The organism is Mesorhizobium sp. M2E.F.Ca.ET.209.01.1.1, from assembly GCF_004010375.2.
GTDB lineage: Bacteria > Pseudomonadota > Alphaproteobacteria > Rhizobiales > Rhizobiaceae > Mesorhizobium.
Window position 1 is genome coordinate 43,534 of record NZ_SADP02000002.1, and the last position, 25,249, is coordinate 68,782.

The window sequence follows — 25,249 nt, forward strand, 5'->3', positions numbered from 1 at the left end:
ACCTCAACCAAACCGAAGGAGACAAATCATGCAGCTTGCCCATATCCCAATTGATCGGTTGAACATTTCCGCACTCAACATGCGCCACGGCAAACGCGCGCCGGATATCTCCGATATCCTGCCGTCCGTTCGCGCGCGCGGCGTCCTCGTGCCGCTTCTGGTGCGGCCCAACGGTTCGCCCGAAACCTTCGAGATCGTCGCCGGACGGCGACGCTATTTCGCCGCCAAATCGCTCGCCGACGAGCGCGGCGAAAGCGATGCCTTGCCCTGCGCCATCATGGAGGATGGCGACGACGCCGATGCGCTCGAAGCCTCGCTCATCGAAAACATCGCCCGCCTCGATCCCGACGAAGTCTCGCAATGGGAAACCTTCTCCCGTCTGATCCGCGAAGGCCGCGCCATTGCCGACATCGCAGCCACCTTCGGCCTCACCGAGCTTCAGGTGAAACGCGTTCTGGCGCTCGGCGAGCTTCTGCCCAAAATTCGCGAAGCCTACCGCCGCGAGGAAATTGACGCCGAGACGGCGCGCTATCTCACCATGGCGTCCAAAGCGCAGCAGAAGGACTGGCTGGCGCTTTATGCCGATCCCGAACAATACGCGCCGCGCGGCTTCCAGTTGAAGCAATGGCTGTTCGGCGGCCAGTCGATCTCCACCAAGGTGGCGCTGTTCGCCATAGAGGACTATCCCGGCCTCATCGTCTCCGACCTGTTCGGCGAGGACAGCTATTTTGCCGATGCCGACCTGTTCTGGCTAAAGCAGAACGAGGCGATTGCCGCCCGACGCGACGCCTATCTTGAGGCCGGATGGGCGCAAGTGAACGTGCTCGAACCCGGCCAGTATTTCCACTCATGGGACCACGAAAAGACGCCGAAGAAAAAGGGCGGCAAGGTCGTCATTACCGTCTCGCATCGCGGCGAGGTCGAGTGTCACGAGGGCTGGCTGTCGCGCAAGGAAGCGCGCCGCGCCCGCGCCAATGAAGGGGGCGGCGAGCAGGAAGAACAGGTCGCAAAGCCGTCACGACCTGAACTCACCGGACCGATGCAGAACTATGTCGACCTGCACCGTCATGCCGCCGTGCGCACCGCGTTGCTCGACCATCCCGCCATTGCCCTGCGCCTCATGGTGGCGCATGCGATTGCCGGTTCAAGCCTGTGGCAGGTGCGCTGCGAGCCGCAGCGCGCCGCCAACGAGACGGTCGGCGCCAGCGTGGCGGCCTGCAAGGCCGAAGCCGCCTTTGCCGAAAAGCGGCGCGAGGTTTTGGCGCTGCTCGGGCAACCGGACGAGGACGGCGCGGTCGCAGGCGGCAATGGCGACGCCTTCGCCCTCGCCAGCGTCTTAGCAAAGCTGGTGGCGCTCTCCGACGACGATGTCTTGCGCGTTCTCGCCATCGTCATGGCCGAGACGCTCGAAGCCGGCAGCGCCGTCATCGAGGCGCTCGGCAATCATCTGAATGTCGACATGTCCGCTTGCTGGCAGGCCGACGACGCGTTTTTCGAGTTGTTGCGCGACAGGGAAATCGCCAATCTGATGCTCGCCGATATCGGCGGCAAGCCTGTCGCCGACGGCAATGTTTCGGAGAAGGTGAAGACGCAAAAGAAGATCATCCGCGACTTTCTCGCGGGCGAGAACGGCAGGGAAAAAGTCGACGCCTGGCTGCCGCGCTGGATGAAATTCCCTGCCCAAAGCTACACCAATCGCGGCGGCTTCCGCACCGCCGACCAGTGGGCCAAGGTACGGCACCTGTTCGTGTCGGAATAATCGACCAAGCCCCAGGCGGCGGCACTTCGAGAGCCGCCGCTTGGGGCACCTTCTCGGGCGGTACCGGCCGCACTTTTGGGACTTTTCGGTGCGCACCGTACGCGCAATCTCGACGTCAGTTCGATGCATCTCGCCAGCCCTGCGCCACGTGGGAATGCTCGCAGAGGCGCATCTCGGATAAGCACGTCCCCGCTGGCTGCGGTGTCTGAAGCCGTGCCAAGCTCGGTACCCGCCGCGCCGCCTGCTTGCCGTGTCAGCCGATCGCGCAACTGTCTCCCAAGCGTGTTTTAGGACCATTTCCCTGCGGCTGGCTTGTCGACCTATGGGCGATCCGGCCCGCCCGAAACCCTCGGCCGGCGGCTTTTTTCCCCGCCGCCTGCGGCGGCTCCTCGCGCCGCTTCGCTTCAAAAAAGCCGCCCGCTCGGGTCCTTCGCTGCCGCTGCGGCCCTATCGGGTTCAGGCGGGCCGGATGCGCCCATCACGGTCCGCCATCGCAGGGGAATGGTCCCCGGCGACAGCAAAACAGGAGACCAACATGACCGCGATCGGATACGTCACCAAGCAGGACAATGGCGGCTACAAGGGCCAGCTCAAGACGCTCAGCGTCCGCGCCGACATCGACATCGTGCCCAACCAGGCCAAGAGCGCCGACACCCATCCCGACTTCCGGGTGCTGACCCAAGGCGTCGAAGTCGGCGCCGGCTGGATCCGCATCGGCGAGGCTTCCGGCAAGGACTATGTGAGCCTCTCCATCGCCGCCCCGGAGTTCGGCCCGCGCAAGCTCTACGCCAATCTCGGCCGCGCCGCCGGCCAGGACGATGACGACACCTACGCCATTATCTGGAATCCCGTCGACTGAACGGCGGACACTGGAGCCTCGCGCCGCAGCCGGCGCGGGGCTCACCTCAAAAAAAGCGGCGAAAACTCGCCCCCGACTCTTCGCCCGTCCCCGACGCGATCCCGCTCGCCCATCCTCGCCGTCGCTTCTCCTTGAAGACACGAGGATCATCATGGACGACGAAAACGAACGCGCCGCCCGCGCCAAGAAGGGCAGCCCGTTTCTGAACACAGCGCAAGCCGCCTTCTATATCGGGCTCTCCCAACGCACGCTCGAAAAGATGCGGCTCAAGGGCGGCGGCCCGAAATTCCGCAAGCACGGCCGCTATGTCCGCTATCACATCGACGAGCTCGACGAATGGTCGAAAGGCCATCCCCAGGACGCTACTTCCGAGCACGGTTCCGCGCCGTCCGACGAGGGAGGCCAGTCGTGAACCGGAGCCCTTCCATCCGTCTGATCGGCAGCGCCTTGCGGCGCGTTCGCGCCCGCAAGACGATCGCCATTGCCGCGATTGGCCTCGGCCTTCTGGGCTTCACCACGCTCGCAAAACCCACGCCCTTGCTGGTCTGGAACGCCTCCGCCAGTGCGCCGGTCGGGCTTTATCGAGTCGCTGCCGGAGCCCCCGCGCGCGACGATCTCGTGCTCGTCCGCACGCCCGATTTCGTGGCCTATCTCGCCGACCAACGCGGCTATCTGCCCCGCAGTATACCGCTGGTTAAACGCCTTGCCGCGCTGCCCGGCGAGCATGTCTGCGCCTTCCACGACGCGATCATCATCGGCGGCGACATCGTCGCGCGCCGGCTCAAGGTCGACGCCAAGGGCCGAACTTTGCCCCTGGTGGAATGGCTGCCGGGCGCTCGGCCATAACGAGGTGTTCCTGCTCGGCAGTGAGACAAATCACTCCTTCGATAGTCGCTATTTCGGGCCGGTGTCGGCCGAAAATGTCATCGGGAGGCTCGTGCCGCTATGGACCGAGTGACCCTCCTGCTGTTCGGCGTGCTCGCTATCGCGCCATGCGCCTGTTCCGCCTCGACCGGCGCCGAGCCGGTCGCCATCTCCCAAACTCCGCAGCTGCGAAACTGGCAGGAGTTCGTGGCGGAAGCGAGCCGGCGTTTTCGTCTTCCCAAGGCCTGGATCTACGCCGTCATGGATGCCGAAAGCGGCGGCAACACGATGCGCGATGGCCACCCCATCACCTCGAGCGCCGGCGCGGTCGGCCTCATGCAGGTGATGCCCGGCACCTATGCGGAGATGCGGGTCGAACACGGCCTTGGGCCTGATCCGCACGATCCGCGCGACAATATTCTCGCCGGAACAGCCTATCTGCGCGCCATGTATGACCGCTTCGGATTTCCAGGCCTGTTTGCCGCCTACAACGCAGGCCCCGCGCGCTACGACGACCATTTGCAGCATGGAAAACTCCTGCCAAGGGAGACCGTCGACTATCTCAAACAGCTCAAGGCGGCCGGAGTTTCAGGCGACGACATCGACAAGTCCAACGGCAAATCTGTCGCTCCAAAGGCGCAAAACGCTCCCTCCGGACGGTCGCTGTTCTTCCTCCAGGATGGTATTCGCGCCCGCGCGCGAAACGCGGATCTCTTCGTCCCGCTCGGCAAGGAAGGCGGGCTGCCGAAAGAGCCGGATCACTAGCGGTGGCGGGCGGGGCGCGTCCAGAGGGGGCGGGGCGCGTAAGGCAAGATAAAGGCACCGCCTCCACGAGCCGGCCAAGTCGTTGTCTGCACATCGTTTTTACTGGAGGCTCCCTCCTGCGTCAGGAGAGCAGGGACCCGCAAGTGGCTGATTCGACTCTGTTGCGGCCGGAGGCTGGGCATGAAGGATGACGAGTTCCGACCGAAGCTCGGCAAGATAGGCGCCCGCGGCTCCAAGGCCGGCAAACGCTATGCCGGCCAGCTCCGTGCGGCGATCAACAGGGCCGGCGGCCGGCCGCAGCACGGCGGACGCTTCACCGGAAGCCGGGCAGGGCGCGGCGGGGCCGCCGCGGCGCTGCTTAAATCGCGCGATCGTTATGCCGCCTTCCGGCAGCGGCGGGTCGTCGTCAAGGCGCGGATCGTCAAGCTCGCCGGCAAGGGCGCGGACGGGGCGCGTGCGCACCTGCGCTATCTGCAGCGCGACGGCGTCACCCGCGAGGGCGAACCTGGCGAGCTCTATGGCGCCGACAGCGACCGCGTCGACGGCAAGGCGTTCCTCGATCGCGCAAACGGCGACCGGCATCAGTTCCGCTTTATCGTGGCACCCGAGGACGGCATCGAGTACGAGGACCTCAAGCCGCTCACCCGGCGCCTTATGGCGCAGATGCAAGAAGACCTCGGCACGAAGCTCGACTGGGTGGCCGTCGACCATTTCAACACCGGCCATCCGCACAGCCATATCATCGTTCGCGGCAAGGACGACCGCGGCGACAATCTCGTCATCGCGCGTGAGTATATTTCGAGCGGCATCCGCGAGCGCGCCGCCGAGCTGGTCAGCCTCGATCTTGGTCCACGCACCGATCGCGAGATCGAGCAGCGCCTGCGCCAGGAAATCGAGCAGGAACGCTTTACCAGCATCGACCGTCGGCTGCTCAGCATTCGGGATGATGACGGCCTGGTCTCGCCGGCGAGCGGCGACGCCTTTCGGCAGACGCTGCACCAAGGCCGCCTGCGCAAGCTCGAGCGCATGGGGCTGGCCGAGGAAGTCGGCGCTGGCGCCTGGCGTCTCGGTGATGAGCTCGAAACGACGCTGCGCCGTATTGGCGAGCGCGGCGACATCATCAAGACCATGCACCGCGAGCTGAGCGGCAAGGGGCTCGCCCGCAGTGCCGCCGATTGGGCAATCCACGATCGATCCGGCGAGCCGATCCAACTTCTCGTCGGTCGCGTCGTCGCGCGCGGGCTGGCCGACGAAATCAATGACCGGCATTACCTGATCGTCGAGGGCGTCGACGGCAAGAGCCATTGGATCGACATCGGCAGAGGCGAGGCGATAGAACCGATGCCTGATGGCTGCATCGTGCGTGTCGCGCCGAGGAACACCGAGCCGAGGCGGGTTGACCGCACCGTCGCCGAAGTCGCCGGCGCGCATGGCGGTCGCTACAACGTCGATATCCATCTGAGGCATGATACATCCGCCACCGAGAGCTTTGCGCAAACGCATGTACGGCGGCTGGAGGCGATCCGCCGCGCGACCGGCGGCGTCGAGCGAGAGCCGAACGGCACCTGGCTCGTCTCGCCAGACCATCTCGATCGTGTCACGGAATACGAGCGCCAGCGGGCCAGGGCCGAGCCTGTCGTTGTCGACAAGCTCTCATCAATGCCGCTGGAGCGCCAAGTTACCTTCGACGGCGCCACCTGGCTCGACCGGGAGCTGGGTGCGGAGAGACCGGAGGCGTTGCGCGACTCTGGGTTCGGGCGTGAGGTTCGCGAGGCGCAAGCCCGCCGGCGGCAGTGGCTGATCGCGCAAGGCCTCGCGCATGAAGAGCAGGATCGGATCGTCTATCGCGCCAACATGCTTTCGATGTTACGGCAGCGCGAACTGAACCGTGTTGCCGGGCAGCTGTCGGAGGAGCTTGGACTGTCTTATGTCGAAGCCCGGTCTGGAGACGAGTGGAGGGTAGGCTCCGTCGCTCCGTCGAGCTTGCCAGCGGAAAATAATGCCGTCCTTGAAAAGTCGCGAGAGTTCACGCTGGTGCCATGGCGGCCGGTGCTCGAGCGGCACATCGGCAAGGAGGTTTCCGGGATCGTGAGCGGGGAGGGGATTTCATGGACCATCGGCCGGCAGAGGAGCGGGCCTACTGTATCGTGACATGGCTGCACGGAATCGTCGCCGGCGCGCCCGAAGTGACGGGCGCGGCGGACTGGAATAAGCTGGACAAGGGATGAGCGATAAAGAGCGGGACGGCATAGTGGAGAAAGCGGCGAAGTCGGATCGGGTATCGTTGAACATTCTCGTCCGAGGAGCCGAAAAGACATTCGACAACGCGGAACGCCTTTTTGTCGAGGCGGAGCTCTTGGCGAAAGCAGGCGCTGTGGCACGGGCGCTGTGTCTGCATCAGATATCGCTCGAGGAATGCTCGAAGGTCGACAGCCTCGGTGCCTGGGCAGTCAGCCTGGTTGTCGGTTTTGACGTCGATCAGAAGAAGGTCCTGTCCGCCTTCGCGCGTCATGCGTCGAAGAACAAGTCCAATGCGTATATGCTCAAGGCATCCGAGGCGGAGAGTGAGGCCAGATTGCGTGGTGACTGGGACGGCGCGATGGCGGCATTCAAGGACAGCCAGGAGGCGTTTCACGAGAGATCAAATCAAGCCAAGAACGCCTCACTTTACGTCGACTGGATCGACGGTGAGTTTGCCGCCCCGAGTGAACGCATCAGCAAGGAGATGCTGGCCGAGATCACTGAAAGGAACGCAGAGTTTCTCGGTAACAGCCACAATTCGCTGAAGATGCTGAGACGTTTGGAAGAATCGCCAGACAAGATGCGAGGCCTGCTTTCGGGGTTCGTTGAGCAGGTCGAAAAGCTCCGCGAGGAAAAGCAGGACAACCCAATGGAAGCGATGGAGGCATTGCTGTCGAGCTTCCTTGAAGCCGGCATGCGCGAACTGAAGGGCTAGGGCGTCGCTTAGTGAAAATCCCGGCTCCTCACCTATTTGCAACGTGGGGTCAACGAGGTCACGTGGTCTGAAGCCCCTGGGTAAGCTCCGCGGATCGACTCCCGGTCCCCTGTGACGAGCTTCGTCGCCTCGCCCATGCGGAAGGGGAAACGGCGTCTCGCGGTTGCCCACACTGGCAAGGTCCCCCGAAAGGTCGATGAGTTGGTGTGCAACGAGATGGACCACTTCGCCCTCACGCTGAATCTTGCCGCGAACGCTGAGCATAGAGGAGGAGAGCAGCACGCGGCGATACTTCTCGAAAACCTTGACCCAGACGACGACATTGGCAGAGCCGGTCTCGTCTTCCATCGTCAGGAACATCACGCCCTTGGCCGAGCCGGGCCGCTGACGGACAAGAACAAGGCCGGCCGCCTCCAGCCAGCGTCCGTCGCGCGCCTGCATCGCTTCCCTGCAGGTGACGATGGCGCGCCGGGCAAGGTCACTGCGCAGGAACGAGAGCGGATGGTTGCGCAGGGTGAGACCGACATGCCGTAATCCTCGACCACTTCCCGACCGGCCGTCATCGGCCGAAGCGACAAAGCGGGCTCATGGATTTCCGAGACTGTCTTCTGTTCGCGCGCCGAGGCGGCGGCAAAGAGGGGCAGGGGTTCGTCGCGCAACCCCTTGAGTGCCCATAGAGCTTCGCGGCGCGCGAGACCGAGGCTGGAACGGAAGGCATCCGCCTCGGCCAGTTGGACCAGAGCTGCCGACGGCATGCCAGCGCGATGCCAGAGATCGTCGATGGATGCGAAGGGCTCGTCAGTCCGGGCTGCTACGATCGCCGCCGCGTCCGCATTGGCTAGCCCTTTGACGAGGCGCAGGCCGAGGCGGACGGCGAAGCGTCCGTCCTCGCCAATCGGCTCCAGCGTGCAATCCCACCGGCTCGCATTGATGCAGACCGGCCGGATCTCAACCCCGTGGGCCTGGGCATCGCGCACGATCTGGGCCGGCAGGTAAAAGCCCATTGGCTGGGAATTGAGCAGCGCACAGCAGAAGACCTCGGGATGGTGGCATTTCATCCAGCTCGAGGCATAGGCGATGAGCGCGAAGCTGGCAGCATGGCTTTCGGGAAAGCCGTAGCTGCCAAAGCCTTCGAGCTGCTTGAAGGTGGTCGCGGCGAATTCCGGCGTATAGCCGTTGGCGATCATGCCGCCGATCAGCTTGTCGCGAAATCTGCTTACGCCGCCAGTGTGCTTGAAGGTCGCCATGGCGCGGCGCAGCTGGTCGGCCTCGCCGGCACTGAAGCCGGCGCAGACCATGGCGACCTGCATGGCCTGCTCCTGGAACAGAGGGACGCCCAAGGTCTTGCCGAGCACGCGCTCGAGCTCGGGGGTCGGGAACTCGACCGGCTCCTTGCCCTCCCGGCGGCGCAGATAGGGGTGGACCATGTCGCCCTGAATCGGACCGGGGCGGACGATGGCGACCTCGACCACCAGGTCATAGAAGGTGCGCGGCTTGATGCGGGGCAGCATCGACATCTGGGCGCGGCTCTCGATCTGGAAGACCCCGATCGTGTCCGCCTTGCGGATCATGGCGTAGGTCGCCGGATCTTCGGCCGGGATGGTGGCCAAGTCGAGGGTCATGCCCTTGTGCTCGGCCAGCAGATCGAAGCTGCGTTTCATACAGGTGAGCATGCCAAGCGCCAGGACGTCGACCTTCATGAATTTGAGAATGTCGATGTCGTCCTTGTCCCACTCGATGACCTGGCGATCGGCCATGCGGGCGGGCTCGATCGGCACCAAGTCGTCGAGCCGGTCATTGGTCAGAACGAAGCCGCCGGGATGCTGTGACAGATGCGGGGGCGTGCCCTCGAGCTGTTGCGCCAGTTCGAGCGTCAGCCGCAGCCTCCGATCGGCCACGTTGAAATTGAGCTCTCGAGCGCGCGTCTCGTCGATGCCTTCGCCGTGGCCCCAGACCTGGGGCGAGAGCAACTTGGTGACGTCCTCGGGCAGGCCGAGAGCCTTGCCAATGTCGCGGACCGCACCTTTGGTGTGATAGCGCACCACGGTCGAGCAGAGGGCACTGTGGTCGCGGCCATAGGTCTCATAGACCCACTGCATGACGATTTCGCGCCGCTCATGCTCGAAAACGACATCGATATCCGGGGGCTCGTTGCGCTCCTGCGAGACAAAGCGCTCGAAAAGGAGATTGTTGCGCTCGGGATCGATGCTGGTGATGCCAAGCACGTAGCACACGGCGGAGTTCGCTGCCGACCCTCTGCCCTGGCACAGGATGTCCCTGCTGCGCGCGAACTGCACGATGGCGTTCACGGTCAGGAAGTATGGGGCGTATTGCAGGATCTCGATCAGGCGCAGTTCATGCTTGATGACAGCCACCACCTTGTCGGGGACGCCCTCGGGATAGCGGCGCTCCGCGCCTTCCCAGGTGAGCTTTTCGAGCGCCTGCTGCGCCGTCAGCCCGGGCAGCATCTTTTCCTCGGGATACTGGTAGGCGAGTTCGTCGAGCGAGAAGCGGCACTGCCGGGCAATCTCGACCGTACGCGCAAGCGCCTCCGGATAGCGCGAAAACAGGCGTTCCATCTCCTCGGGCGGCTTGAGATAGCGGTCGGCGTGGCGCTCGCGCCGAAACCCCAACTCGTCGATGGTGATGTTGTGGCGAATGGCGGTCACTACGTCCTGGAGGATGCGCCGGCCGGGCTCGTGAAACAGAGCGTCGTTCGTCACCACCGTCGGCACCCTCATTTGGACGGCAAGGTTTGCGAGTTCGTGCAGCCGGACCTGGTCATTGGGTCGGCGACGCAAGGTGAGGGCCAGATAGGCGCGATCGCTGAAGGTCTCCCGCAGGCGACGCAGTTGCATCGCGCAGTTGTCGTCAGCCCGATCGGGAACGAGAACGGCGATCAGGCCCTCGGCATAGTCGGCCAGGTCGCTCCATTCGAGATGGCATTGGGCCTTGCCGCCGCGTTTCTTGCCGAGGGTCAGCAGCCGGCACAGACGCGAATAGGCGGCCCGATCGGTGGGATAGACGAGCAGGGACATGCCGTCGACGAGATCGAGGCGACAGCCGACGACGAGCCTGACGCCGGTGTCCTTGGCGGCCTGATGTGCCCGCACAATGCCGGCTAGAGAATTTCGGTCGACTACAGCCAAGGCCTCAATGCCGAGCGCCGCCGCCTGCGCGAACAGCTCAACGCAAGAGCTGGCGCCGCGCAGGAACGAGAAATGGCTGGTCACCTGCAATTCGGCATAGCGCGGGGTGGTCATGCGAAGACCCCGTGCAGGAACCATTTGTGCGAGCCGGTCTCGCGATCCTCGCCGTCACCGGCGCGGTAGATCCAGAAGCGCTCGCCGGACTCGTCCTCCACCTGGAAATAGTCGCGCACGGCGATTAGTTCGGCGTCGCGCTGCCACCATTCACCGAAAACGCGTTCGGGACCGTCTGCCCGCGCGACGCGATGCCGGATGCCGCGCCAACTGAACCAGACCGGCGGATGGTCGGGTAGCAGCGCCATGGTCTCAATGGGTTCGGGGTGGGTCAGCAGACGCGCCGGGCGAGGCCAGTCACTGGGCGAACTCGTCCCGTCGTCCGGCGCATTCGGTGCGATGCGGCGGACTGAGCGTTCGGGCACGTCACTCTCGACCGGGGCAAAGCGGTAGAGCCGCTGCTCGCCGATACGGTTGGCAAGCACGTCGATGAGATCGGTAATGTCGGGCTCCGGCTCCTCGACCAGTGAGGAGATGATCTGCTTGGCTCCGAAGGGCTCGGCGAGCGTTGCGGCCAGGGTCATCACCTCGATGCCGAAACCGGGATCGACGCTCTCGATCCGGTCGGTAAGGAGACGGGTCAGCCGTTTGACATCGCGCACTGGCACGGCGGTGCCGACGCGAATGGCCTCGATGCGGTTGTCGACACGATGAAACAGGAGGTCTAGCCGGCGTGGCCGAGCCCCTTGGCCTCGAGCGCTTCGCAAAGCGCCGCGACGAGCTTGCCGATATAGCGGGCTATGGTCTCGGCGGCGCCGATAGGCTCGCCGAAGGCCCGGCGAACCTCGATGAGTTCGGGAGAGCGGGCGGGCTCGAAGGGTTCGCTTCGCCGCCCCATGGCCTGGTCCAGGCGACGGCCGAGTTCGGGCCCGAAGCGCAGGGTGAGAGAGGCGCGCGCCTCGATACCGGAGGACGCCATGCGCGAGACGAGTCCCTCGAGCATGGCGTCCTCACCGCCATGCAGATGGTCGGTGCCCGTGGTGTCGATGATCAGGCCATCGGGCGGATCGGCGGCGACGATTGGCGCATAGCGCAGCGACCAGAGCGCCATTCTATCGAGTGCCGCGTTATCGCCGGCGGCATCCAGGTCGAAGCTCTGCACGTTGGGCACCAGCACCTGGGCCTTGCTCGCCGGCATGCCGACGCGCAGGCCGGCCGCGCGCGCCCCCGCATCGGTGGCCAGCACGAGCCGCCGGTTTCCCTGCCGGCCGAGCATGATGACCGGGGTTTCAACCGAGGGCGCGGATTGGCCCATGGCGCGCCGCAGGCGATCGGTCGGCCAGGTCGGAAAATAGAGCGAGACGACCCTTGTCATCGCAGGCTTCCACTTCAAAATCGGCGCTTTCTCCAGCCCGCACCCGGATCAGCTCGAGCTGCCAGCGAGCGCGGCCGATACCGGGGACCGGCAGGGGGCGGGAGGGGAGCGCGGTGACCCGCCAGCGGGTGACCGCAGCGGTTGGTTGTCCAAAATCGGTCGCCTCGGTCTGTCGGCGCCAACGGCGGATGGCGATGCCGATGGCGCCGGAGGTTTCGGCGGCAAGTTGCAGTCGGCGGGAGGCGGTCATTGAGAGCCGAGCCAGTTCGGCAACGACGGCCCCGAGCCCGCCATGGCGAAGCCCTTCCTCGAAACAGGCGAGCACGGAAGCTTCGTCGCCGGCCTCGACATAGACGACGCGGCCTGGGAGCAGACCGGCCTGGGCGAGGGCGGGCGCAAAGAGATCCTGCCGCGTAACGCACCACAGCACCTTGCCCTTGGTTCGAGCGGTAATGCCGGCGGCAAAAAGCGCCGCCGCGGCGCCATCGATCGCTCCGTTTCGGCCGCCGGCGATCTCGTGCAGCGCGCCGAGCGCCAGCCCGCCTCCCGGCAGGACCTTGTCGATGGCGGGAACGCCGAAGGGAAGCGACGCACGGTTACGCGTCGGCCCGCCCTCGAGGCGCGCGATTCGCTCGCGAAGCGCGGCGATAGCAGGGCTGGCGGCCGGCTGACCCATGGACGAACCACTCTCAAACTGTCTTCCCAACGAATTTCGGGGCTGATATGTTCCTTATTTGTTCTCTTGGGGCTGATGAGTCGATCGGGGTCGTTGCGTCGCTTCGAAAGTTGGATCGCAGACTGCACTCCATCGCGTTGCGGTCTATTTTCATATGCGGCAGGCGATGCGGGAAAGGGCGTTATGGGCGAGCGAATTGACAACGGCCAAGAAGCTGATGCGCCGAAGGCGAAAGGCATGGCCATTCTTCGCAAGATCATCCATGTCGATATGGATGCCTTCTTCGCCTCGGTCGAGCAGCGCGACAAACCGGACCTGCGTGGCAAGCCTGTGGCGGTTGGTGGCTCGGCGGCGCGGGGGGGCGTGGCCGCCGCCAGCTATGAGGCCAGAAAGTTCGGGGTGCGATCGGCCATGCCCTCGATCACCGCGAAGCGCAAATGTCCCGAACTGATCTTCGTGCCGCCGCGGTTTGACGCCTACCGGGCCGTCTCACAGCAGATACACGCGATCTTCGCCGAGCACACGCCACTGATCGAGCCGCTTTCGCTCGACGAAGCCTATCTGGACGTCACCGACAATCTTCAGGGCATCCCGGTCGCCACGACGATCGCGGAGATGATCCGCACGAAGATCAAGTCCGAGACCGGTCTGACAGCGTCAGCCGGCGTCAGCTACAACAAGTTCCTGGCCAAGCTCGCCTCTGGCCAGAACAAGCCAGATGGGCTGTTCGTCATCACTCCGAAAATGGGGCCGGCTTTTGTCGAGGCATTGCCCGTGCGGAAGTTTCATGGCGTTGGCCCGGCGACCGCCGACAAGATGGCCCGGCTCGGCATCGAGACAGGCGCTGACCTGCGTGCGCAGAGCCTGGTGTTCCTGGAGGAGAAGTTCGGGAAGGCAGGCCCGTACTATTACTGGATAGCCCGCGGCATCGACGAGCGTCCGGTGCGGGCCGATCGCGAGCGCAAGTCGGTGGGGGCCGAGGACACCTTCGTGAACGATTTGTTTGACCTCGAAAGTGCTCGCAGGGAACTGGCGCCATTGGTCCGAAAGGTCTGGCGCTATTGTGCGGAGCGATCGATCCATGGCCGGACCGTGACGCTCAAGGTGAAGTTCGCCGACTTTCAGCAGATCACACGCAGCCGAACGATCGGTGGCGTCATCGAGACGGAGACGGACCTGGCGACCGTCAGCGGCACACTCCTCGAACAGGTGTTTCCCGTCACCAAGGGGATACGCCTGCTTGGGGTGACGCTTTCGAACTTGAGCGGAACGCGAGCAGAGGCAGACGGCCAGATGTCGCTGACCATCTAGGACTGGCTGCTGTTACCGGACTGCTTTTCGGATCCGCTCGGTCAGGGTTTGTTCGACGTCGAAATAGCCTTCCCACGCGTCGTCGGACTGCCGAGCTCGCGCAGCGGACGCGTAGACGTCAAAGGCGCTGGCGCTTTTGAAGGCCGGCAATTCATCCCAGGTGACGGGTACGGCACAGGACGCTCCAGACCGGGCTCGGGTCGACCAGGGACATATTGCCGTGGCACCCTGGCCATTGCGCAGATAATCGAGGAACATACGGCCCTTGCGCCTCGCCTTGCTCATGTTCGCGACGAAGCGGGCCGGATCCGTGCGGGCCAGCAATTCGGCGAAGTCCTGGCAGAAGCTCTTGACCTCTTCCCAGTCGGCTTCGGGAACGAGTGGAACGACCACGTGAACGCCTTTGCCTCCGGACAGCAGCGGCCAGGATTGAAGGCCGAGCGCTTCCAGAACGCCCCGGATGTCGAGGGCTGCCTGCTTGACGTCGTTGAAACCAAGGCCCTCGTCGGGATCGATATCGAAGATCATGCGATGCGGCAGTTTCGGCTGCTGGCGCAGGCTGCCCCACACGTGGAATTCCAGCACGTTCATTTGGACGCCGGCGATCAGCCCCGCCAGATCGTCGACCCAAAGGATGCGTCTTTCCTTGCCGGACATCTTCTCCAAATGGCCGTCGTGGATGGCCTTGGGCATGCCTGGCAGCTTGTGCTTCTGAAAAAAGGTCTGCCGCAGATCGCCATCAGTGTCGCGCACCAGTGACAGCGGCCGATCCTGGATATGCGGCAACATCTTCTCAACGACCGCGGCGTAGTAGGCGGCGAGCGTAGCCTTTGTAACCTTGGTGCCGGGATACCTAACCTTGTCCGGATGCGTCAGCTTGACGCCGACCGCGACGGCGACCTCCTTGCCGATCGCCGGATCGAGATTGGCGGCGCCAGGCGTCGCCGGTGTCTTCGGCATTTCCATCGCCACCTGATCGGCTCGCTTGTCTTCGCGCATGCCCTGAAAGCTTGGATGTCGCAGGCTGCCATCTGGTGTGACCTCCGAATACGCAACCTCGGCAACAAGCTCGGGCTTGACCCATCTGGCTCGGCGCGCGATGTCCCGCGGTACGGAGGCGAAGGCCGGCTTATCGAGGCGACGCTTCTCAAGTTGCTCGAGGATGTTCTTGCGCATCGGCTGGGTGAAGCCAGTGCCGACGCGGCCACGATAGATCAGCTTGCCGTTCTCATAGGTACCCAAGATCAGCGATGCCATGCCGCGTCCGGTGTCGCTTGGGCGGTAACCGCCGACCACGAACTCCTGTCGTCTTGTGCACTTGATCTTGAGCCAGGTGGGGGCGCGGTCGCCGACATACCGGCTGTCCGCGCGCTTGGCGATGACACCTTCGTGGCCGCCGGCGCACATGGTGTCGAAGACTTTCTTCCCATTGTCGGCGATATGACTGGAGAATTGCAGGCTGTCGCCGGGCTCCCGCTTGCCCAGAAGGACCTCAAGTCTTTCCTTGCGGTCGAGGAGTGGACGGTTCGACAGATCGTCGCCGTTCAATTCGAGCAGATCGAAGGCATAGAACTTGAGCGGCATGCCCGCGGCGATGCCGGTTTTCAGCATGGAGAAATTGCTGCGACCCTGGCTGTCGATGGCCACGATCTCGCCATCGATAAGCGCGGAGCCCTTGGTCAGCGACCTCAGCGGCGGCACGATCACCTTGAACTGGCGGGTCCAGTCGTGGCCGTTGCGGGTATAGACCACGACCTCCGAGCCGGAGATCGCGGCCTGCGCGCGATAGCCATCGAACTTCATTTCGAAGAGCCAGTCGGCGCCCACCGGTATGTCGTCTGTCAGCGTGCAGAGCTGGAATGGGCGAAACTTGGGAAGCGCGTATGGAGGGATAGATTCCGAGTCCTTGCGCCGTGCGCGCTTCTTGCTGAGAGCGGCCTCTACGGCCGACATAGGGAACTCGCATACATTGTGCGATTCAATACTCTGACCTGAGATTCAGTTCCACTCCGCGCGTCTATCGATTGAACCGGAAGAGCCCGACCGCGTTGTTGGGAACTGCACGCAACCCCTTGGAGGAAGAAATGGCCACTACTCAAACAACTCGCGGACGTAGCCAGGACCGCGCGAAAGTCGCTGGTGGGCAGGATCATGAGGTGAAATACGAGGCGGGCAAGACTGGGGCCACCAAGGCTGGTGTCAAGTCGGCTGTGAAATCGGTCGGCAACAGTCGCAAGAAGGTCGAGGAAAAACTGGGCAAGAAGTGAGCCTCGGCCGCGAGGACAGATGGTCCGCATCGCCACCTTCAATGTGAACGGCGTCAATGGCCGGCTGCCCGTGCTCCTCAAATGGCTCAGGGCAAGGGACTACGACATCGTCTGCCTGCAGGAACTGAAAACGTCGGACGAGAAGTTTCCAGCCGACGCGATCCGCGAGGCGGGATACGGCGCGGTCTGGCATGGCCAGAAATCCTACAATGGAGTGGCCATTCTATCTCGGGGAATGGACCCGGTGGAACGCCGGCGCGGTCTGCCGGGCGATCCTGATGATACGCACAGCCGCTACATCGAGGCCGACGTGGACGGGCTTGTTGTCGGCTGCCTTTACCTGCCGAATGGGAATCCAGCGCCTGGTCCCAAGTTCGACTATAAGCTACGCTGGTTCGACCGTCTGATCAGCCACGGCCAAGTCCTGCTCAAAGAGGGAGCACCAACTGTGCTGTGCGGAGACTACAATGTCGTTCCAACCCCAATTGACGCTGTGGTGCCGCGACGATGGCTAGGCGATGCGGTTTACTTCCCCGAGAGCCGGCGAGCCTATGCCGAGATGCTTGAGAATGGGTGGATCGATGCGGTTCGACGCATTCATCCGGAGAAGGGCGTCTACACCTACTGGAATTTCTCCTACGGCGGTGGCTACGATAGGAGCTCTGGCTTCCGAATGGACCATCTGCTCATTAATCCCTCAGTTTCCGACAGGCTCCGCAACTCCGGTGTGGATGTCGAGTTGCGTGGTGAGGAAAAGCCGAGTGACCATGCGCCGGCTTGGATCGAACTTATCTAGCCCACGAGGCTGCGCGGGGTGCAAATAGCGCATTCCAGGCACCCCGAAGCTAACACCGGCTGAACTCATTAGTTGTTGTATGCTTGCACACGCCCAGGCAGGCATGAGGCCGCTTCATTGACAACGAGCGAAAGTAAAGAACTCCATTTCGACGATGTGGATAACAGACTCTACGGTAAGCTGCATGCTGCACGCCACGACTTGGCTGCTGCTCACAGCTACGGGCTGTTTATCTTAAAGAAGGGGTGGAATGGTCACCCGTATGGGCGCGCGTTCGGAGGGAGCAGGGGGTGGCCACAATTTCCCAAGGAGCTTCTGGATACCTACGACACAGCAGAAGCTGCGCTGCACATGAATGTCATTCGCCTGCGTCACCAAGTTTACGCTCATTCTGACTCCCAGAGCTACTATGTTCGACCCTGGCGATCCGACTACCATAGCGATATCGAGCAGGTGCCGATCTTGGAGTTCGATGCGGCGAGTACCCAAACGCTGGTTACGATGTCCCAGAAGATGATGGCGGCCATTGGCACGGCGATGCATCAGATAAAGGCTCGGTATCCTTAGATCGGTCACTGCGATGCAACCCCACGTCCGACATCCTTGCTGTCGACCCCAGTTGTAATCCTGCACCGATCCATCTGATTCGCGGCTCATTTCGCCTGTCGCCTTCCATGGCGAGATACTGGTATAGAATTTCTATTCGCGGGTTGGGGGGAGGGAGCGTGTTCTTTACAGTATTGCCTGTCGGCGGGCGGCCGCCGAGCAAGGCTCGATCGCGAGCATTTCTAATCAGCGACAACTGGGACGATTGGTTCGCATTCTCGACCATGTATTTCCTGACCTACATCGATGCCGATGGTGAGAGTCGGGACATCGGGTCCGTGAAAATCGGCCAAGTCGGGATGGAGAAACCTCAGCGGCGTCCCGACATTCCAGAGCGCTTCGAGGCCTTGGAGGAGCAATTTTTCTCTTTGGGCCAGGACGATACCTATTATGCCGCGCTGAACGAAATCGGGCCCGAGCTACGCGACCGAATCCTCGAAGGCCTCAGGGACCTCGCTTTCGATTCGGATCTTTTTGAGCGCGCGCTGCAGGAGCGTGTCACGGGACTATCGCTGCTTCGTTCCGTGTCGACGCAGGCGGTGCGTGGGCAGTACCGCCGCATGGCACGTGGTGGGGCTCGCGTCACACCCTTCGAATTCTCATACAGGATGCCTCGCGATCGCAGGTCGATTACGCAGCGGGTGGAATTGACGTTTGGGGTGTTTCCCGAAGTTCAGCCACCGACCAACATCCATGTCATCACGGGGCGGAACGGTGTGGGCAAGACCTACCTGCTAAACTCGATGACAGAAGCGTTCTTGGATGACAACGATCGCGCAAAGGGGCGCTTCGTCGTCAGTCACGACGACGAAGACGCCGGCTCATTTACAGGGCTCGTGTCGGTCAGCTTCAGCGCGTTTGACGATTTCACTCCAATCAGCGTTCCGAGGGACAAGTCCTCTGGTCCGCAATACTCAACCCACTCCCCTGTCGTGTTGCAGGAGGTGCCAATGAGTTGCGTCTGGAAGATTCGACGCAACGGACGCACTGTCGTCGCCGAACGTCCAGAAATTGAGACCTTTGGTGAGAACGTGGAAATTCTGACCCGCGAGGTCTTCGGCTTGGAGGTAACAGGGTCCGGCTTCCATAGGATGCTGCGAGATCAGGTGGCGGCGGGTGGCGACTTCGATGAGATCGTCGAACACTTCGTCGGTCAACTTGGCCTCGAAGGCCAGGCGATCGTTCGAGGCCTTATCGCTGCACGCGACGCGAATGGCGATGACTGATGTGGAAATTGCCAAAGCCCGAACAAACGGCCGAAGATGTGTTCACCACGACGATCAGCAAGGTGGCAAATGAGGACCTCAAACAGCGCCTTGTGAGCGTAACCGCTGCAATCGTTGGCGCCTCGATCGAGTTCGATGACGCGGCCTCCAACAATGAGATCCACACCATTGCACCGAGTGCGAACATCGACGGTATTGTAACAGTCAAGGAAATGTCGAGGGTCTACACTGGCAGATTGGCCGCGAAGGGGGCCCCTGGCCGGACCGTCTATGATGAACTAATGGCCGCTCCGAAGCACGGCCGATGCCCGCTCTGTGGCCAACACGTGGTCTCAACCCTCGATCACTATTTACCGAAAACTCAGTTTCCTGCGCTCGCGGTAGCCCCGTGGAACCTGATTCCGGCCTGTCATGACTGTAACAAGGCCAAGTCGGATGTCCGGCCATTGACGGCGAGCGAAGAGACTATCCATCCCTACTATGACGATATCGAAGGCGAGCCCTGGCTTGTCGCTGAAGTCGTCGAAGGTACGCCTGCGGCTCTGCGGTTCCTCGTTTCCCCACCAGCCGGCTGGAGCGAAATCTTGACCTCCCGGGTCCAGCGCCAGTTTAAGATGCTCAATCTGGCGAGCCGATATGCGGCAAAGGCCGCACAGGAACTTACCGAACTAAGCGATCTGATGAACACAAACTATGCAGATGGCGGCGCGGACGATGTGCGCTCACTTCTGCAGAGCACGGCGAACAGCTGTCGGCTGGTAAATGTGAATGGTTGGCGGACGGCCTCCTACCAGGCGTTGGCCGACAGTGACTGGTATTGCCGAGGCGGCTTCGCGGCGGGTGTAGCATGAGGAGGATTATAAACGGGGTCGTGTACGATACCGAAACCTCCGAGCGATTAGCCCGAGGCGACCACGGCGACGACAGGTCGGATGCCTCCTGGACGCTTTACCGGACACCAAGCGGCGTGTTCTTTGAGCTGCTGGCAGGTCATGATGGTGTGTTGGAGGGGTTCTTCCCCCTGACGGACCTGGAGGCGCGAAAGTTCCTAGAGCGCCATGCCAATGATCGGGTCGAGCAGTATTTCGGGCCCGCTCGCGAGGCGACGCGCTCGCTGTTTTCGCGCCGGACGATTATTGCGGCGGCTGACGTTCTGGAGAACCTGACGCAGGCTGAAATCAGTGCGCTGCTCACCGACTTTGGGCCCAGCGTTTACGAGAATATCGGAGGTGGTAGCGCAAAAGCACGGATGGTTGAACTGAAGCAGTTCATCGATAGAAATCCGAGACATCCCGTTGACGATGGACTACTTGAAAACGCGCTGGTTGAACGCGCGGCTGCGCGTCTTCCCGCCGTCAAGCCAGTATATGAATGGTCGAAGCCGACCGTTGAGAAGCCCGAGTTTCAAAGGCTCCGCTACGGACTGGAGCAAGACGGGTTCACAGTATCGGATGGCATTCTCCGGCGCAGCCTTCCCACGGACATTGGGCTCCCGCAAACCGATTCCGAGTTGCTGTTGCTTCTAAAGCAGCATCGGTTTGAGGTGTCGCGTGGTCACCTTGTTCAGGCACGGGATGCTCACGCCCGGGGAAATTGGGCGTCCGCAAACGCTGCTGTCGAATTGTGTAAGTTCGTTTGTGCTTGGGGGCCAAACGGGAAGCGATGCATACCCAAACTGAAGCAACCGCTGTCCTGTGCCGGTTTTGCGTACGGCGTCCGCCACAGCCGGCCAAACGAAGTGCGCCTTGGGCGCCGCAAAGGCGCTGACGGAAATGATGTAGTCAAAAGAATGCATGCCGCGACAGCGACTACATTGTTGTAGCCTTTTCAACAGCGTAGGAATCCGACGGTATTTGGAACGGTATTATCGAACTCATTGATAGAAATTATATAATAAATTCAATTCGTTGATGCTCCAGTTGATCATCGAGTGGGAGTAGGAGAACGGCGACAATAGCGTAATTTCGGCGGCGATTTTCGCTGCCGTGCGAGTTGCCTTCCTGTCCATATCTGACTCCTATTCGACTGAGAATCTCCATCTCCGATCTGGCAGACGCGATCTGCGCCCACGTCCCGGATCGAGTAAAGTGCTTTCGAATGGCGAGAGCGCTATGGCGTAGAACGGCGTGCATAAAGGCGTGTCCGCTTTGCGCCTCATTCAAGCCCATGCGCACCGCATTGATCTCCGCCGAAAGCGGTCATTCCATTCGCGGGCGGAGATCGACAGTTCCGCACTCCATTTGAGATGTACAGCTGGACAGTGAATGCGCATCAACCTTCGTCGGTCATGGGAAGGGGGGCGCCCTGCGCAATCAATCCGCTGTCTCTGAGGTCGGTCCACAAACTGGATGGGATATCCTCGCCCAGGTAGGCCAGGTTCTGCTTGAGCTCGTCCGCCGACCGGGCGCCGGGAATGACGCTCGACACCAACGGATGGCCGAGTGGGAACTGCAGCGCCGCCGCCGGCAATGAAACCTTGTGGCGGGCGCAGACCGCCTCGATGCGGCGCACGCGCTCCAGCACCGGTTCGGGCGCCGGCCGGGTGTTGAAGGTCGCGCCCTTGACCGCGCCCGTCGCAAGGATGCCCGAATTATACGGTCCACCGATGATGATCCTGGTGCCGCGCTGCTCGCAGAGCGGCAGCAAAGTCGCCAACGGCTCCTGCTCGAGCAGCGTGTAGCGGCCGGCGAGCAGGAAATAGTCGAATTCCCCTGCGACGACGAAATCGGACAGCATCTGCCATTGGTTGATGCCGACGCCGACCGCCTTGATGACGCCCTGCGATCGTAGCTCGTCGAGAGCCGGATAAGCGCCGTCCATGGCTTCGCGAAAACGGCTCCTCGCATAAGGATCTTCGCCGGGGCCGAAATGGATCGCCTCGTCCGGATCGTGGATCGAGACCATGTCGACATAGTCGGTACCGAGCCGCTTCAGCGTGCCTTCGAGCGAACGCATCACGGCGTCGCGCGAATAGTCGAACTCGGCGCGGAAGGAACCGGGCTGGTCCCACAGCGCCGGCTTGAGCTCCTCCCGCGGGATCGGCACCAGATCGTAGCCGATCTTGGATGAAATGACGATGTCCGCGCGGGGCAGAGATTGGATGGCGAGGCCAAGCCTGGTTTCGCTGACGCCGAAGCCGTAGACGGGCGCGGTGTCGAAATAGCGGATGCCGTTCCGATATGCCGCGTGCACGGTCTCGACCGCCGCGTCGGTGTGGACGGCGCGATACATGTTGCCCAGCCCGGTGCCGCCGAGTCCGATCGTCGTCACCTTGAGCCCATTCTTCGCGACGGGCCTGAACTCGATTTCAGCCATTTTTCTTCCCTTGCTCTCGATCCTGCTGGCCAAGCTCCAACTCCGCATCGCGACCGGCCGCGACAGGTCCGCCGTCGATGCGGGGTCGAAAGGCCATTGACACCTAAGTTGTCATATAACAATGTAACCAGATGACACACAAGCGGGCAACGCCTGCAAATGAAAGGGAGGAACAGATGGACGACGAAACGAAGAATGAGATGGCCATGAGCCGGCGCGGCGCGTTCGCGCTGGCCGGCAAGCTCGGCCTCGGCGCTGCCGGGCTGGCGACAGGGCTGACGGGCGGAAGCTTGGCCGGCATCAGCGCGGCAAGAGCAGCCGATTCATCGGCCGGCTTGCCGAAGAAGCCGTATAAATTCCATTTCGTCTGCCATGTGACGCTGGACCAGTTCTTCACGCCGACTGTCTACGGCATCCAGGACGCCTGCGCCGCCTTCGGTTGCAGCTACCAGTGGACGGGTTCGCAGAAGAACGTCGTCTCCGAAATGGTCAGCGCCATGCAGACGGCGATCGCGCAGAAGTCGGACGGCATCGCGGTGTGCCTGGTCGATCCGACGGCTTTCGACGCCGCCACCGAAATGGCGGCTCGGGCCGGCATCCCGGTCGTCGCCTTCAATGCCGACGTGCCGGTCGGCAGCCCCAACAAGCGGCTCTCCTATGTCGGCCAGCCGCTCTACCAGTCGGGCTACAACTCGGCGCTGAAATGGCTGAAGCTGATCCCCAAGGGCGGCCACGTCATGCTGTCGATCGGCGTGCCTGGCTCGCTCAACACGCAGCCGCGCCTCGACGGCTACATCCAGGCGATCAAGGACTCTAACAGCGGCGTCACTTACGATGTCGTCAACACCGGCCCGGATCCGGCAACGGAAATCTCGCGCGTCGAGAGCTATTATCTCAGCCACAAGAACGTGAACGGCATGTTCGGCACCGGCGGCTCCGACACCTATGCCTGCGGCTTCATCTCCAACAAATATGGGCTGGTCAAGAACGGCGGCGCGGTCGCCGGCTTCGACCTGTTTCCGCAGACGCTGGACTTCATCAAATCCGGCGACGTCAACTTCACCACGGACCAGCAGGCCTATCTGCAGGGCTTCCTGCCGGTGCAGCAGATGTATCTCTACAAGCTCTCCGGCGGTCTCGTCGGCCCGGCCAACAGCGACACCAGCCAGGCCTATGTGACCAAGGACAATGTCGACGCCTATGTCGGCAAGACGCGCTTCGAGGGCCGCAGCGACGCCGAGCCGACCTGAGCCCTGACGGCTTCCCTGCCACCGCCCTCGCCATCTCATCTCGCGATGGGCGGCGACGGCGTCGGCCGCGGATGCATAGCCCGTTGAACTTGCCTCGCATCGAACCAGGAAGACAAGCTTGCCGCCCACCGCAATACAGCCAGCGAAGAAGAACGCCGTTGGCGTCAAGGTTCCCCGGACAATGCGGGAGCAACTGCTCATCCTCTTGTCGCGCTACCGCGAGGCCAGCATCGCCGTCGTCGCCATCGTGCTGGTGATCTATTTCCAGCTCGGCAGCGACGGAGATTTCCTGTCGCCCTCGTTCATGAGCGTGGTGCTGCGCGACACCGGCCGGCTGGGCTTGATCGCCGCGGCCGAAGTCATGCTGATGATCACCGGCGAGATCGACCTGTCGCTCAGCGCCATCTTCTCCATCGCTCCCTATGTCATGGCGCTGCTGTCGGTGACCTACGGCGTGCCTTTGGCCGTCGGTGCGGTGATCGGCGTGCTGATCGGCATCCTCGTCGGCGCCATCAACGGCATCATCACCGTGCGCTTCAAGGTGCCCTCGTTGATCACCACGGTCGGCACGCTGTTCTTCCTGCAAGGCATCGTGGTGTCGATCTACAACAGCCAGCCGATCGTGGCGCCGGTCGAGCAGCCTTTCAACGCGATCTTCGGCCAGAGCCTCTACCAGCCGACGGATGCGCTTTCGTCCTGGCACGGCGTCACCGCTTTCACTCCGTTCCTGTGGGCGCTGCTGGTCGTGCTGGTGCTGGCCCTGGTGCTCAACCGCACCACCTTCGGCCTGCACACGATTGCGACCGGAAGCAATATCATCGGCGCGCGCGAGATCGGCGTGCGCACCGATCGCATGAAGACGTACAATTTCATGATCGCCGGCGGCTGCGCCGCCTTTGCCGGCATCATCAACACGGCGCAATTCACTTCGGCCGACCCGCAGGCCGGCAGTCCGTTCCTGACGTTGCAGGCGATCGCCGCGGCGGTCATCGGTGGCACGTCGCTGCTCGGCGGCTCGGGCACGGTGATCGGCGCGCTGATCGGCGCTTTTGTCGTCGCCTCGCTCAACAACGGTCTGGTGATGATCGGCGCGCAGGCGACCGTCTCCGACATCTATCTGGGTGCTGCCATCATCGCCGCCATGATCCTTTCGATCCAGGTCGACCGGCTGCGCACACGGAGGCGCGTATGAACACGCAAACTATTCCGCCGCTGGCGCCCGATGCGCCTGTCGTGCTGGAGATGACCAACATCTCCAAGAGTTTTGGCGCCGTCACCGCGCTGGTCGACGTCTCGATCAGGCTGCGCCAGGGCGAGGTGCTGGCCCTGGTCGGCGACAACGGCGCCGGTAAATCGACGCTGATCAAGATCTTGTCCGGCTTCCACCAGCCCGACACAGGCACGATCGTCTCGCAGGGCAAGGAAATGCGTTTCGCCTCGCCACGCGACGCCCGCGCGCAAGGCATCGAGACCGTCTACCAGGATCTGGCGCTGATCGGCGACCTCAGCGTCTACCACAACATGTTCCTGGGACGCGAGTACCACAACCGGGTGCTGGGGCTGAGCCTGCTCGACAACGGGAAGATGCGCGAGCAGGCGCAGCTTTATCTCGACACGCTGGGCATCTCGATCCCCTCGGTCAACAGCACTGTCGACCTTCTGTCCGGCGGCCAGCGCCAGTGCATCGCGGTCGCCCGCTCGATCTATTCGTCGCCAAAAATCCTGGTGCTCGACGAACCGCTGGCCGCGCTCGGCGTGCGCGAGAGCGCGCATGTGCTCGGCCTGATCCAGAACCTGCGCCAGCAGCGCCAGGTCTCGGTGATCCTGATCGTGCACAACTACAACCAGATCTTCGAGGTCTGCGACCGCATCAACTTTCTGCATTCGGGCGAGATCGCGCTCGACGCCTCGACGGCCGACACCAGCGAGGAGGAACTGATCCGCATCGTCAAGTCGGGCCTCGGCCGCAAGGCGATCGATGCCGCCGCGGCGCAAGTGCGGCCGGGCTTCGTATGAGCCGC

Annotated in this window: 20 protein-coding genes and 2 pseudogenes; 17 read left to right on the forward strand and 5 right to left on the reverse strand. The window is 62.8% G+C overall.

Annotation, left to right across the window (positions count from 1 at the left end; translation table 11 throughout):
• Positions 1-28 precede the first annotated feature (28 nt).
• The 7 genes from EN852_RS03685 (at position 29) to EN852_RS03715 (ending at position 7,203) form a co-directional block, all read left to right on the forward strand.
• Positions 29-1,759, forward strand: coding sequence for a ParB/RepB/Spo0J family partition protein (locus EN852_RS03685; protein ID WP_127229475.1), 1,731 nt, complete (start codon positions 29-31; stop codon positions 1,757-1,759).
• Positions 1,760-2,294: 535 nt separating this feature from the next.
• Positions 2,295-2,618, forward strand: a complete 324-nt coding sequence (locus tag EN852_RS03690) for a DUF736 domain-containing protein (RefSeq protein WP_126101826.1) — start codon at positions 2,295-2,297, stop codon at positions 2,616-2,618.
• 151 nt (positions 2,619-2,769) lie between these two features.
• A complete protein-coding gene (locus tag EN852_RS03695; RefSeq protein WP_126101825.1) occupies positions 2,770-3,030 on the forward strand; it encodes a helix-turn-helix domain-containing protein in 261 nt (86 codons plus the stop codon).
• A complete protein-coding gene (locus tag EN852_RS03700) occupies positions 3,027-3,464 on the forward strand; it encodes a S26 family signal peptidase (RefSeq protein WP_245464504.1) in 438 nt (145 codons plus the stop codon). The genes EN852_RS03695 and EN852_RS03700 overlap by 4 nt, the downstream gene beginning before the upstream one ends.
• 99 nt (positions 3,465-3,563) lie before the next feature.
• Positions 3,564-4,247, forward strand: a complete 684-nt coding sequence (locus EN852_RS03705) for a lytic transglycosylase domain-containing protein (protein ID WP_126101823.1) — start codon at positions 3,564-3,566, stop codon at positions 4,245-4,247.
• Between the two features lie 180 nt (positions 4,248-4,427).
• Positions 4,428-6,398: a relaxase/mobilization nuclease RlxS gene (rlxS, locus tag EN852_RS03710; RefSeq protein ID WP_126101822.1), complete on the forward strand. Its 1,971-nt coding sequence runs from the start codon at positions 4,428-4,430 to the stop codon at positions 6,396-6,398.
• 73 nt (positions 6,399-6,471) lie between these two features.
• A complete protein-coding gene (locus tag EN852_RS03715; protein ID WP_126101821.1) occupies positions 6,472-7,203 on the forward strand; it encodes an AbiV family abortive infection protein in 732 nt (243 codons plus the stop codon).
• A 120-nt stretch (positions 7,204-7,323) separates the two neighbouring features.
• On the opposite strand, the pseudogene EN852_RS03720 reads toward EN852_RS03715, so the two are convergent.
• From EN852_RS03720 to EN852_RS03730, 3 genes and pseudogenes are all read right to left on the reverse strand, one after another.
• Positions 7,324-10,466: pseudogene (locus tag EN852_RS03720) on the reverse strand (error-prone DNA polymerase); the annotation flags it as partial.
• Positions 10,463-11,781: pseudogene (locus EN852_RS03725) on the reverse strand (DUF6504 family protein). The pseudogenes EN852_RS03720 and EN852_RS03725, both read right to left, overlap by 4 nt.
• Entirely contained in the window at positions 11,696-12,457 is a 762-nt protein-coding gene (locus tag EN852_RS03730) for an ImuA family protein (RefSeq protein WP_126101820.1), read from the reverse strand. The pseudogene EN852_RS03725 and the gene EN852_RS03730 overlap by 86 nt, the downstream one beginning before the upstream one ends.
• 237 nt (positions 12,458-12,694) lie before the next feature.
• Here EN852_RS03730 and dinB point away from each other — a divergent pair, with 237 nt between their 5' ends.
• Positions 12,695-13,768, forward strand: coding sequence for a DNA polymerase IV (gene dinB, locus EN852_RS03735; RefSeq protein WP_245460077.1), 1,074 nt, complete (start codon positions 12,695-12,697; stop codon positions 13,766-13,768).
• Between the two features lie 12 nt (positions 13,769-13,780).
• Here dinB and ligD read toward each other — a convergent pair whose 3' ends face one another.
• Positions 13,781-15,721, reverse strand: a complete 1,941-nt coding sequence (ligD, locus tag EN852_RS03740; RefSeq protein WP_126101818.1) for a DNA ligase D — start codon at positions 15,719-15,721, stop codon at positions 13,781-13,783.
• A 131-nt stretch (positions 15,722-15,852) separates the two neighbouring features.
• Here ligD and EN852_RS03745 point away from each other — a divergent pair, with 131 nt between their 5' ends.
• The 6 genes from EN852_RS03745 to EN852_RS03770 all read left to right on the forward strand — a co-directional run bounded on the left by EN852_RS03745 (position 15,853) and on the right by EN852_RS03770 (position 20,485).
• The gene (locus tag EN852_RS03745; protein WP_126101817.1) at positions 15,853-16,035 is read left to right on the forward strand and encodes a DUF3606 domain-containing protein; all 183 of its coding nucleotides are present in this window, start codon (positions 15,853-15,855) and stop codon (positions 16,033-16,035) included.
• A 19-nt stretch (positions 16,036-16,054) separates the two neighbouring features.
• Positions 16,055-16,831 (forward strand): exodeoxyribonuclease III, encoded by a 777-nt coding sequence (gene xth / locus EN852_RS03750; protein ID WP_126101816.1) that lies wholly within the window; start codon positions 16,055-16,057, stop codon positions 16,829-16,831.
• Positions 16,832-16,948: 117 nt separating this feature from the next.
• Complete coding sequence (locus tag EN852_RS03755) at positions 16,949-17,398, forward strand: hypothetical protein (protein WP_126101815.1); 450 nt, start codon at positions 16,949-16,951, stop codon at positions 17,396-17,398.
• A gap of 158 nt (positions 17,399-17,556) precedes the next feature.
• On the forward strand, positions 17,557-18,663 hold the full coding sequence (locus EN852_RS03760) for a hypothetical protein (RefSeq protein ID WP_126101814.1): 1,107 nt from the start codon (positions 17,557-17,559) through the stop codon (positions 18,661-18,663).
• Positions 18,663-19,514, forward strand: a complete 852-nt coding sequence (locus tag EN852_RS03765; RefSeq protein WP_126101813.1) for an HNH endonuclease — start codon at positions 18,663-18,665, stop codon at positions 19,512-19,514. The genes EN852_RS03760 and EN852_RS03765 overlap by 1 nt, the downstream gene beginning before the upstream one ends.
• Before the next feature lie 20 nt (positions 19,515-19,534).
• A complete protein-coding gene (locus tag EN852_RS03770; protein WP_126101812.1) occupies positions 19,535-20,485 on the forward strand; it encodes a hypothetical protein in 951 nt (316 codons plus the stop codon).
• Between the two features lie 449 nt (positions 20,486-20,934).
• Here EN852_RS03770 and EN852_RS03775 read toward each other — a convergent pair whose 3' ends face one another.
• A complete protein-coding gene (locus tag EN852_RS03775; protein WP_127878309.1) occupies positions 20,935-21,978 on the reverse strand; it encodes an aldo/keto reductase in 1,044 nt (347 codons plus the stop codon).
• A 176-nt stretch (positions 21,979-22,154) separates the two neighbouring features.
• On the opposite strand from EN852_RS03775, the gene EN852_RS03780 reads away from it, so the two are divergent.
• The 3 genes from EN852_RS03780 (at position 22,155) to EN852_RS03790 (ending at position 25,244) form a co-directional block, all read left to right on the forward strand.
• Entirely contained in the window at positions 22,155-23,228 is a 1,074-nt protein-coding gene (locus EN852_RS03780; protein WP_127878307.1) for a sugar ABC transporter substrate-binding protein, read from the forward strand.
• Between the two features lie 118 nt (positions 23,229-23,346).
• Positions 23,347-24,420, forward strand: coding sequence for an ABC transporter permease (locus tag EN852_RS03785; RefSeq protein ID WP_127878305.1), 1,074 nt, complete (start codon positions 23,347-23,349; stop codon positions 24,418-24,420).
• Complete coding sequence (locus tag EN852_RS03790; protein WP_127878303.1) at positions 24,417-25,244, forward strand: ATP-binding cassette domain-containing protein; 828 nt, start codon at positions 24,417-24,419, stop codon at positions 25,242-25,244. The genes EN852_RS03785 and EN852_RS03790 overlap by 4 nt, the downstream gene beginning before the upstream one ends.
• Positions 25,245-25,249: the final 5 nt, after the last annotated feature.